Raw genomic sequence first — 9931 nt, 5'->3', positions numbered from 1 at the left:
TTAGGAGGCTCGTGCTCTATCCAACTGAGCTACTGGGACATATATCAAAAATATTCAATTTTCCTCCGCCCACGGACTCGAACGAACTGCCGCTTAGGAGGCGAACGCTCTATCCATCTGAGCTACAGAGACAAAAGGATGCTTTCCTATTATACCTGCTTTTGGGTGGCAAATCAAGTTGAAATGCACGGCCGGGTAGTGTATAGTGAAAGCAGCGCCGCCCGCCCTTCTCGCGGGGCGCGGGCGGCGGGCAAAAACCGCGGCGCGACGCGGCATGAAGGAGAAAACGCATGGTACAGCGTGAATTGTATTTTGCCCTGCTGGGCACCGGGGCCACCTGCCTTGCCACCGTGCTGGGGGCCGCCACCGTGTTTCTGTTCAAAAAAGATATGGGCGCAGGGCTGCAGCGGGCCTTTTTGGGCTTTGCCGCCGGGGTGATGATCGCCGCGTCGGTGTGGTCGCTGCTGATCCCCGCCATGGAGATGGCCCAGCAGCAGGGCCAGAGCGCCCTGCTGGCCGCCGGGGGCGGCTTTGTGCTGGGCGGCGTCTTTTTGATGCTGCTGGATCGTTTGCTGCCTCACCTGCATATCGGCAGCGATGAGCCGGAGGGCCTGCCCGCCCGGCTCAAGCGCACCACCATGGTGGTGCTGGCGGTGACGCTGCACAACATCCCCGAGGGCATGGCCGTGGGCCTGGCCTTCGCGGTGGCCGCCCGGGACGGCGGCGCGGCGGCCCTGCCCGGTGCGGTGGCGCTGGCCATCGGCATGGGGCTGCAAAACTTCCCCGAGGGGGCGGCCATCAGCCTGCCGCTACGGGGACAGGGGGTGAGCCGGGGCAAGGCCTTTGTGTGCGGGGCACTCTCCGGCGTGGTGGAGCCGGTGTTCGGCCTCGCCACGGTGCTGGCGGCGGGCAGCGTGGAGGGCATGATGCCCTGGGTGCTGGCCTTCGCCGCCGGGGCCATGATCTATGTGGTGGTGGAGGAACTCATCCCCGAGGCCCATCTGGGCGAGCACTCCCATGTGGGCACCTCCAGCGTGATGCTGGGGTTTCTGGTGATGATGCTGCTGGACGTGGCTTTGGGCTGAAACGAAAAAAGGCGCGCCGCCTGCCTCCGGCAGGCGGCGCTCTGCGCGTTAAAACTCTTTTCTTTCGTAGATGCGGCAGCTGATGAGCCAGCAGACAACGCACATCGCCGCCGCCGCGGCGGAGACGATGGCGAAGCCGGGGACAGGGGAAGTCTCCATCCAGCCGAACAGGGCCATCAAAACAGCACCGGCGCCACCGCCCAGGCTGGCGGCGGCGAGGATGCCGCCGCCGGCAAGGCCCATCAGCAACAGCATGGCGCTGCGGGCTTTGTCCGGCCCGAAGGCATAGGTGAGGGGGATGGTCATCGCAAAGTAGATGACCAGGATCAGGGTCACCAGAAGGCTGGCCAGGATGCTCTCGGTAATGGGCTCGCCGGTCAGCAGGTGCGCCACCGGAGCCATGATCAGGCTGTAAACAAAGCCAGCGGCGATGCACAGGCCCAGCAGCAGGAACTTGGCGCTCACCACGGTCTTGCGGCTCACCGGCAGGGTGGCGGCGTAGAAATCCCAGTGACAGGCGTTGTCCACGCTGAACAGGCTCACCACATAAAAGCCGTACATCCAGCTCATCAGGGTGAAGAAGCTGTTCATCTTCAGCGCCACACCGAGCACGGTGTAGAGCGCCAGCACCAGAAAGAAATTTTTCATGTAGACCTTTCGCAGAATAAACAGGTCCTTTTTCAAAAGGCCGATCATTGGGCGCTCCTTTCCGAATAAAACTGCATGATGTCGTCCAGGGTGGGTTTGTCCAGCACCGCGCCGGGCACCAGCGCCGCCGCCAGGCGGCGGTCCCGCACGAGGGCCGCCCGGCCGAAGGCGTTGGCGCGCGCTGCCACCACCAGATCATCGGGCAGCGCCGCCAGCGCGTCCGCTCCCGCCCGCAGGATGCCGTACTCCTCCAGCAGCAGGTCGGTCTCCTTTTCAAAGAGGATGCGCCCCTTCTGGATGTAGACGATGTAGTCCGCCGCTTTTTCCAGATCGGCGGTGATGTGGCTGCTCAGCAGCACGCTGTTCTCCGCGTCCTGGATGAAATCCCGCAAGAGATCCAGGATCTCCGCCCGCATCACCGGGTCCAGGCCGCTGGTGGCCTCGTCCAGCAGCAGCAATTTCGGATGGTGGGCCAGCGCCGCCGCCAGCCGCAGTTTCATCCGCATGCCGCGGCTCAGGTCCTTGATCTTTTTGGCGGGAGGCAGGTCGAACCGGTCCAGCAGCTGCCGGTAATAACCCCTGTCAAACCCGGGCTGCAGCGACGCGAGGCAGGCGCCCACCTCCGCGGGGCTGAGCACCTCGTAGAAAAAGGCCTCCTCAAACACCGCGCCCACCTGCGCCAGAGTCTTTGTGTCGCCGGCGGGCTTGCCCAGCACGGTGACGGAGCCGCCGTCCGGGCGCAGGGTGCCCAGAATGGCCCGCATGGTGGTGGTCTTGCCCGCGCCGTTCTCGCCGATGAAGCCCACGATGCTCCCGGCGGGCACGGTAAAGCTGACGTCTTGCAGCTGGAAGTCGGGGTAACGCTTGCACAGGCCGCGCACCTCAATGGCATTTTCCATGGTTCATTCTCCCTCTGACAGCAGTTTGAGTGTTTCCAGCACCTCCGAACGGCTCACACCGCCCGCCGCCGCCACGTCCAGCGCCTGCCCCAGCAACTCCTCCACCTTTTTGAGGGTGGCCTCCCGGTGCAGCTGGGGATCGGCCGCCGCCACAAAACTGCCCTTGCCCGGCAGGGTGTGGATGAAGCCCGCGGCCTCCAGCTCCTCGTAGGCCCGCTTGGTGGTGATGACGCTGATGCCCAGCTCCTTCGCCAGAAAACGGATGCTGGGCAGGGGCTCGCCCTGGGCCAGCCTGCCGGCGAGGATGGCGGCCTTGATCTGGTCGGTGATCTGTTCGTAAATGGGTTTGGCGCCGGAATTGCTGATGTAGATCTCCATCAGTGTTCTCCGTTTCCTTGAATTTATCGGGCTGTACATATCCGACATATACAGTATATACACAGTATACACAGTTGTCAAGAGGAAAATTTTTGCGGGCGGATACGCCCCGGATACAACCGCGGTATACTTTAGACAAAAAGGGGGAGAGAACATGGCGGACATTTTGATCGTGGACGATGAGCGGGCCATCGCCGACCTGATCGAACTGACGCTGACCCAGGTGGGCCACCGGTGCGAGACGGCGGCCAGCGGTGACGCGGCGGCGGATCGGATCGAGAAAAAGCGGTACGACCTGGTGCTGCTGGACGTGATGCTGCCCGGGCTCAGCGGGTTTGAATTGATGGAATACCTGCAGCCCGCCGGCACGCCGGTGATCTTTCTCACGGCCAAGGGAGAGCTGGCGGACCGGGTGCGGGGGCTGCGCCTGGGGGCGGACGACTACATCGTGAAGCCCTTTGAGCCGATGGAGCTGATCGCCCGGGCGGAGGCGGTGCTGCGCCGCACCGGGCGGCTGGGCACGCTGCGGGTGTTCGGGCTGGAGGTGGACCCGGCGGGGCGCACGGTGAAACGGGAGGGCGAGCCGGTGGCGCTGACGCCCCGGGAGTTCGACCTGTTTTTGCTGCTGGTGCGCAACCGGGGCCTGGCGCTCTACCGGGACGTGATGTACGAGCGGGTGTGGGGGGATATCGCCGAGGACGACACCCGCACGCTGGACCTGCACATCCAGCGGCTGCGCAAAAAGCTGGGCCTGCAAAGGGAGATCCGCACGGTGTACAAGATCGGGTATATGCTGGAGGCGGAGTGAATGAAGTTTTCTCACAAGCTGGCGCTGGCGATGCTGGCGCTGCTGGCGGTGGTGCTGAACGCGGGGGCGGCCTGGCTGGTGCGCAGCAGCTTTGACAGCCAGCTGGCGGCGGCCCAGCGGCAGAACGAGGCCCACCACCAGCGGGACGCCTACGGTGTGAAGCTGGCGCTGATGGAGACGGGGGACGAGCCCTTTGACGCGGTCCGCCTGAAGGAGTACGGCCGGCGGCTGCAAAGCTACGGCGGCACCGGCGGCGAGTGGATGGCCCTCTACAACGGCAGCGGGTTTGCCGTCTGGTCCAGCCTGCCCGAGGCGGTGACAGCCGACGACCAGCGGGCGGCGCTGGCGGCGGGAGACGCCGCCGTGACCTATCTGGACACCGGGGAAGGGGTGTTTCAGCTGTACGCCACCAAGGTGGAGCAGGCGGCGGGGAGCGCCTGGGTGCTGAACGCCTATGACGTGACCGGCCTCTTTGAAGCGCGGGAGGCGCTGTTGCGGGGCTTTGCCCGGGTGGAGGGAGCGGCCTTCGCGGCGCTGGTGGTGCTGGTGCTGTGGATGAGCCGGATGCTCACCCGGCCGGTGGCCCGGCTGGAGGAGGCTGCCCGGCGCATCGCCGCCGGGGCTTACGATGAGCGCACCGCGCTGAAGGGGGAGGACGAACTGGCGGACCTGAGCCGCAGTTTCGACCAAATGGCCCGGGCGGTGCAGCAGAAGGTGGAGCAGCTGGACCTGTCGGTGCGCCAGCGGGACGACTTTGTGGCGGCCTTCACCCACGAACTCAAGACTCCCATCACCAGCATGATGGGGTATGCCTCGCTGCTGCGCACCGGTGAACTGCCGCCCGAGGCCCGCAAAAAGGCGGCGGACTACATCTATCACGAGACAAAGCGGCTGGAGGCGTTGAGCCAAAAGCTGATGGTGTTCATGGAGTTGGAGCACACCGGTGAACTGGCGCTGGAACCGCTGGAACTGAAAGTCCTGGAGGCCCGGCTGCGGCGCATCCGCCCGCCCGAGGCCAAAACGGAACTGGTATTCGAGGGCTTTGAGGGCCTTGCGGTGCTGGCCCAGCCGGATTTGTTGCTGGCGCTGGTGCAGAATCTTGTGAGCAACGCGGAAAAGGCCGACCCGGCGGACGGCAAGGTGACCCTGACCGCCCGGGCCCAAGAGGGCAGGGTGACGCTGACGGTGCGGGACAAAGGCCGGGGCATCCCGCAAGAGGAGCTGGCCCGGGTGACGGAGCCCTTTTATATGGTGGATCGCTCCCGCGCCCGGGCGCAGAACGGCAGCGGGTTCGGCCTTGCCCTCTGCGAGCGCATCGCCCGGCTCCATGGCGGCAAGCTTGCCATTGAGAGCGAAGCGGGAAAAGGCACCGCTGTGCGGTTTGAACTGAAGGAGGCGAGGGCGTGAAACAGGTAAAATGCCGGCTGAAAAACACCGCCCTCTGGCTGCTGGTGCTGGCGGTGGCGGCGGGCAGCATGGCTCTGCCGGCGGCGGTGTGCGGGGCCTATGACCGGGAGTTGTTCGCCGCGCCCCGGCCCCGCCCGGCCACCGACCTGGCGTTGAGCGCCGCGGCGCGGGAGAACGACTTTGTGAGCCAGCTTTACGAGCGGGAGACGCTGCTGGGCGGCTGGAGCGAGGGCTGGGAACCCCTTGAGGAAGAAGCGGCCAAAGCGGCGGCGGAGAACGCCCGGCAAACGCTGCTGGAACTGTCCGGCATGGAACATCTGAGCGGCGAGACCCGGCGGGTGCTGGGCGAGGCGCTGGCGATGAGCGACCTGGGCCAGGCCTGGCGGGACGAGATGGGTTTTGTGCGGGTGCGGCTGGGGGATGTGTACCTCATCACCGAACCGGTGACCGGCCTGCCCGTTCGGCTGGCGGTGTACGGGCCGGCGGACGCGCCCGCCGACCCGCTGGCGCTGCTGGAGGAGTGGCGCGCCCTGCTGGGGGTGGACGCGCTGCCCGACTGGGAAGAGGCGGAAACGGTACAGGCCGGGGCGACGGAACTGCGCTCCCAGCAGGGGCGGCTGCGGCTGCAGATTTGCGCCGCCCACGAGACATTTTTGCTGGAAGCGGCCTCTTTTTCCTGAAAAATGCCCCCGGGGAAACGATCCGGCTGCAAGTTGGATAAAAGTGGGGGCTACAATGAGGGCAGTATCAAGGCAGAGGCGGCAACCGCCCTGCCGGAAAAAGGAGGCTGTTCAACAATGGAACGGTTTTTGAAGCGAACCACCCGCGCTGCCCTGGGCGTGGCGCTGGTGGCGTTTTTGCTGGCAGGCTGCGCGGGGCAGGAGACGGGGCAGAGCGCATCCGCCCCGCCGGCGAGCGAAAGCGCGACCCAGACAAACGGGAGCACCGTGGAAAAGCTGCTGGACGGGGAACATACCCTCACCAGCACGGTGGCGCGGGCCTACATGGGCACGCCGGCGGCGGAGACCGACAGCGGATTTTATGAATGTGTGGGCCAGGGCGAGCACTTCCTGCTCTGCCGCATCGACTACGCCGCCCGCACTCGCACGCCGCTGTGCGGTGTGGAGGGCTGCGCCCACGGGGATGAGAGCTGTCCCGCCTGGCGCGCAGGCTGGCGGGAACTGGCGGTGGCCGGCGACTGGCTGCTGGAGGGCGGTATGGAACAGGACGGCACCTGGTCGCTGGACGCGCAGCCGCTGGGCGGGGGCGAGCGGAAGAACGTCCTGTCCGGCGTGCAGGAATACACCTCCCTCATCCCCATGGCCGAGGAGGAGGGCAGCCTGTGGATCGCCGTGGAGGGCAAGGCCGCCCGGGTAGACCCCGCCGCCGGCACGGTGGAGTACGGCGCGGCGCTGCCGGAGGGATTTCAACCCGTGGGGGCACTGGGCGGCTGCATCCTGCACCGCACCAGCGACGGCGACGCTCTGCTGAACGAGTATTACAAGGCCACCGGCGACCTGACGGCGGACGAGCAACAGCAGCAGGACATCCTGAACCGCGCCACCGCCACCCTCGCCGCCTGGGACCCCCGCACCGGCGAGGACACCCCGCTGGCCCAGTGGGCGGCGGAGGAGTATGACCTCGCCCTTGTGTGGGACGGCAAACTCCTCCGCCACGGCGCGGGCCGGAGCAACTTTGAAGTGACCGACCTCGCCACCGGCGGGACCACGGCCCTGGGCGAAAACTGGCCGGCGGAGCAGACCATCCAGACGGCCTATGTGCGGGACGGCCGCCTGATGGTGGAGACTGTCTGGAAGCCCGAGCCGGACAACAGCGATACCTGGAAGGAGTGCCTGTTCGCGCTGGACCTGCAAAGCGGTGAACTGACCGAGATCACCCTGCGCAATCACGGGGGCCAGGGCACCGCGCTGGCCCGCATTCTGGGGGAAAACGCGGACAATTTCTATGTGGTCTGTTCCACGGCCTGGGAGGGAAAGCCGGAAAGTCTGATGGCCATGGTCTCCAAAGCCGACTACTACGCCGGGGTGGACTCGATGGAGCCCATCCGGGACGTATTCTGAACAAAAAACGCCCCCGGGCCGCGAAACTGCGGCCCGGGGGCGCTGTGCATTTAAAAAACTTATTTCAGGAACTTGCGCACCATTTTCTCGTTCTTTTCGGTGTAGGGCATATACCGCATGGCCAGGTCCAGCCAGAGGGCCTTCTTCACGATGCTCTTCTCGTGGCTGAAGGCGTCGAAGCTGCGCTTGCCGTGGTAGTTGCCCATGCCGCTCTGGCCCACGCCGCCAAAGCCCATGTCGTGTGTGGCCAGGTGGATGATGGTGTCGTTGACGCACCCGCCGCCAAAACTGCACCGGGCGAGGACCTTGTCCTCGGTGGCCTTGTCCCGGGTGAAGAGGTAGAGCGCCAGCGGCTTCTCCCGCCCGTTCACAAAGGCGATGGCCTCGTCCATGTCGCCCACCGGGATGATGGGCAGGATGGGCCCGAAGATCTCCTCCTGCATGGGCTTGCAGTCGGCGCTGCCCTCCACCAGGGTGGGCTCGATCCAGCCGGAGACCTCGTCCGCCCGGCTGTTGCCGCCCGCCAGGATGGTTTCGCCCTCCAACAGGCCGGTGATCCGCTCGAAGTGCTTGCGGTTGATGATGCGCACATAGTCCGGGTTGTGCAAGGGGTCCGGCCCCAGCATGGCGGCGAACTGTTTTTTCAATTCCTCCACCAGCTGATCCTTCACCGTGCGGTCCACCAGAACATAGTCCGGCGCCACGCAGGTCTGGCCGGCGTTGAGCACCTTGCCGAAGGCCAGCCGCCGGGCGGTGAGGGGGATGTTGGCGGTCTTATCCACCAGCACCGGGCTTTTGCCGCCCAGTTCCAGAATGACGGGGGTCAGCCAGTGGCTGGCTTTCTCCATCACCAGCTTGCCCACCGTCACGCCGCCGGTAAAGAAGATGAAGTCGAAGCGCTGGTCCAGAAGGGCGCTGTTCTCCTTGCGGCCGCCCTCCACCACCGTGACCCAGCCGGGGTCGAAGGTGTCGGCGATGAGCTTTGCCATGGCCGCGCTGGTGGCCGGGGCGTAGGCGCTGGGCTTGAGGATGACACAGTTGCCCGCCGCCACCGCGCCGATGACCGGGTCCATGCTGAGCAGGAACGGGTAGTTCCAGGGAGCCATCACCAGCGCCACGCCGTAGGGCTCGGACAGGATGAAACTTTTGGCGGCGAACTGGGACATGGGGGTGCGGGCGTGCTTGGGCCTGGCCCAGGCGGGCAGCTTTTTGATGGTGTGGCCCACCTCATCCAGCACCATGCCGATCTCGGCCATATAACTCTCAAAGCCGCTCTTGTTCAGGTCCTGCTTCATGGCGGCCTGCAGCTGCTTTTCCTGGGCGCGGATGTTCGCCTGCAGCCGCCGCAAAGCGGCCAGGCGGGCCGCCACCGGGCGGGTCTTGCCGGTGGCGAAATATTCTCGCTGACGATTGACGATCTGTTCGATCTCCATGGTTTTTACCACACTTTCTCCAGAATGGCCAGGACCTGTTCAAAGTCGGCCTGGCGGGGATTGACGATCATGGCGCCATCGTCCAGGGCGGTGCGGGCCACCGCCTCGAAGGCGCTCTTTTCCACCCTGCCGGTGTCCCGCAGGGTGACGGGCAGGCCGCAGGCCTCGTGCAGCCGCCCGCGCAGGGCTGCCACCGCGGCGATGGCGGCGCCGGCCCGGTCGGGGGCGGGGGTGGCGGCGTACTCCTCCGGCCCGGTGAGGGCCAGCAGCAACTCGCCGTAGCGCTCGCCGCACTTTTCCAGGTTGAACTCCATCACCGCCGGCAGCAGGATGGTCATGGCGTCGCCGTGGGCCACCCGGCACACGCCCCCCAGGGCATGACCGATGGCGTGCACCAGGCCCACCATGCTGTTGGAGAAGGCCGCCCCCGCCAAAAGGCTTGCGTTGGCCATGGCAAGGCGGGCGGCCTTGTCCTGGCCGTTCTTCACCGCGGCGGGCAGGTTCTTCATCACCAGGCTTATGGCCTTTTCGGCAAAGGAGTCGCTCACCGGGTTGCGCTGCAGGCAGCTGGCCGCCTCGATGGCGTGGCACAGGGTGTCCATGCCGGTGGAAGCGGTGATGCGGGGCGGCAGGCTCGAGGTCATGCGCACGTCCAGCACCGCCGCGTCGGGCAGCAGGTGGTAGCTGATGAACTCCATCTTCACATGCTGTTCCGGGTTTGCCACCACGGCCACCAGGGTGGCCTCGCTGCCGGTGCCGGCGGTGGTGGGCACCGCGATGAAGGGCACATGGGCGCCCCGGCCCAGCACCTCGCAGCCGGCGTTTTGCAGCAAATCGCCGCTGCCCTGGGCCAGCACCATGCCCACGCCCTTGGCGGTGTCGATGACGCTGCCGCCGCCCACCGCCACCAGGCCGTCGCAGTTTTTCTCCCGGTAGAAGGCGGCGATCTCGTTCACCGTCTGGATGGAGGAGTCCGGCGGGATGCGGCAGAACTGCGCCGCGAAGGCGCCGCCGCCCTGGGCCATGGCCCCCTCCACGACGGCCACCGCCCCGGCCCTGACCAGGCCCTCGTCGCTCAGCAGCAGAGGCCGCTTGCAGCCAAGGCCCTCCAGCTCATGCGGAATGTGCTCCAGCGCGCCGTCGCCCGAGAGGATCTTGGCGGGAAGCTTGAACTCGTAGTAACTCGGCATGA

General features: G+C 66.1%; 10 protein-coding genes. 5 read left to right on the top strand and 5 right to left on the bottom strand.

Annotated features, from left to right (window positions below; translation table 11 throughout):
• Positions 1-290 precede the first annotated feature (290 nt).
• Entirely contained in the window at positions 291-1085 is a 795-nt protein-coding gene (locus ACH2A7_RS08680; RefSeq protein WP_394961406.1) for a ZIP family metal transporter, read from the top strand.
• Positions 1086-1133: 48 nt separating this feature from the next.
• Here the strand turns inward: ACH2A7_RS08680 and ACH2A7_RS08675 are convergent, their stop codons facing one another.
• The 3 genes from ACH2A7_RS08675 to ACH2A7_RS08665 are packed head-to-tail and all read right to left on the bottom strand — an operon-like array spanning position 1134 to position 3010.
• On the bottom strand, positions 1134-1781 hold the full coding sequence (locus ACH2A7_RS08675; protein WP_394961405.1) for an ABC-2 transporter permease: 648 nt from the start codon (positions 1779-1781) through the stop codon (positions 1134-1136).
• Positions 1778-2632, bottom strand: a complete 855-nt coding sequence (locus ACH2A7_RS08670) for an ABC transporter ATP-binding protein (protein WP_394961404.1) — start codon at positions 2630-2632, stop codon at positions 1778-1780. The genes ACH2A7_RS08675 and ACH2A7_RS08670 overlap by 4 nt, the downstream gene beginning before the upstream one ends.
• 3 nt (positions 2633-2635) lie before the next feature.
• Positions 2636-3010 carry a GntR family transcriptional regulator gene (locus ACH2A7_RS08665; protein ID WP_394961403.1) on the bottom strand — a complete coding sequence of 125 codons (375 nt, stop codon included), beginning with the start codon at positions 3008-3010 and terminating at the stop codon, positions 2636-2638.
• Positions 3011-3164: 154 nt separating this feature from the next.
• Here ACH2A7_RS08665 and ACH2A7_RS08660 point away from each other — a divergent pair, with 154 nt between their 5' ends.
• The 4 genes from ACH2A7_RS08660 to ACH2A7_RS08645 all read left to right on the top strand — a co-directional run bounded on the left by ACH2A7_RS08660 (position 3165) and on the right by ACH2A7_RS08645 (position 7306).
• Positions 3165-3818, top strand: coding sequence for a response regulator transcription factor (locus ACH2A7_RS08660; RefSeq protein ID WP_394961401.1), 654 nt, complete (start codon positions 3165-3167; stop codon positions 3816-3818).
• Entirely contained in the window at positions 3819-5225 is a 1407-nt protein-coding gene (locus tag ACH2A7_RS08655; protein ID WP_394961399.1) for a sensor histidine kinase, read from the top strand. It abuts the gene before it with no gap.
• Complete coding sequence (locus tag ACH2A7_RS08650; protein WP_394961397.1) at positions 5222-5905, top strand: hypothetical protein; 684 nt, start codon at positions 5222-5224, stop codon at positions 5903-5905. Before ACH2A7_RS08655 ends, ACH2A7_RS08650 begins: the two co-directional genes overlap by 4 nt.
• A 117-nt stretch (positions 5906-6022) precedes the next feature.
• Entirely contained in the window at positions 6023-7306 is a 1284-nt protein-coding gene (locus ACH2A7_RS08645) for a hypothetical protein (protein WP_394961396.1), read from the top strand.
• Between the two features lie 59 nt (positions 7307-7365).
• Here ACH2A7_RS08645 and ACH2A7_RS08640 read toward each other — a convergent pair whose 3' ends face one another.
• The gene (locus tag ACH2A7_RS08640) at positions 7366-8739 is read right to left on the bottom strand and encodes an aldehyde dehydrogenase (RefSeq protein WP_394961416.1); all 1374 of its coding nucleotides are present in this window, start codon (positions 8737-8739) and stop codon (positions 7366-7368) included.
• 5 nt (positions 8740-8744) lie between these two features.
• A complete protein-coding gene (locus tag ACH2A7_RS08635) occupies positions 8745-9929 on the bottom strand; it encodes an iron-containing alcohol dehydrogenase (RefSeq protein WP_394961395.1) in 1185 nt (394 codons plus the stop codon).
• Positions 9930-9931 lie beyond the last annotated feature (2 nt).

It is taken from the genome of Candidatus Allofournierella merdavium, assembly GCF_944382735.1.
In the GTDB taxonomy this organism is placed as follows: Bacteria; Bacillota; Clostridia; order Oscillospirales; family Ruminococcaceae; genus Allofournierella_A; species Allofournierella_A merdavium.
Note: the sequence above shows the minus strand (reverse complement) of the source record. Positions and strands in the feature narration are given on the sequence as shown.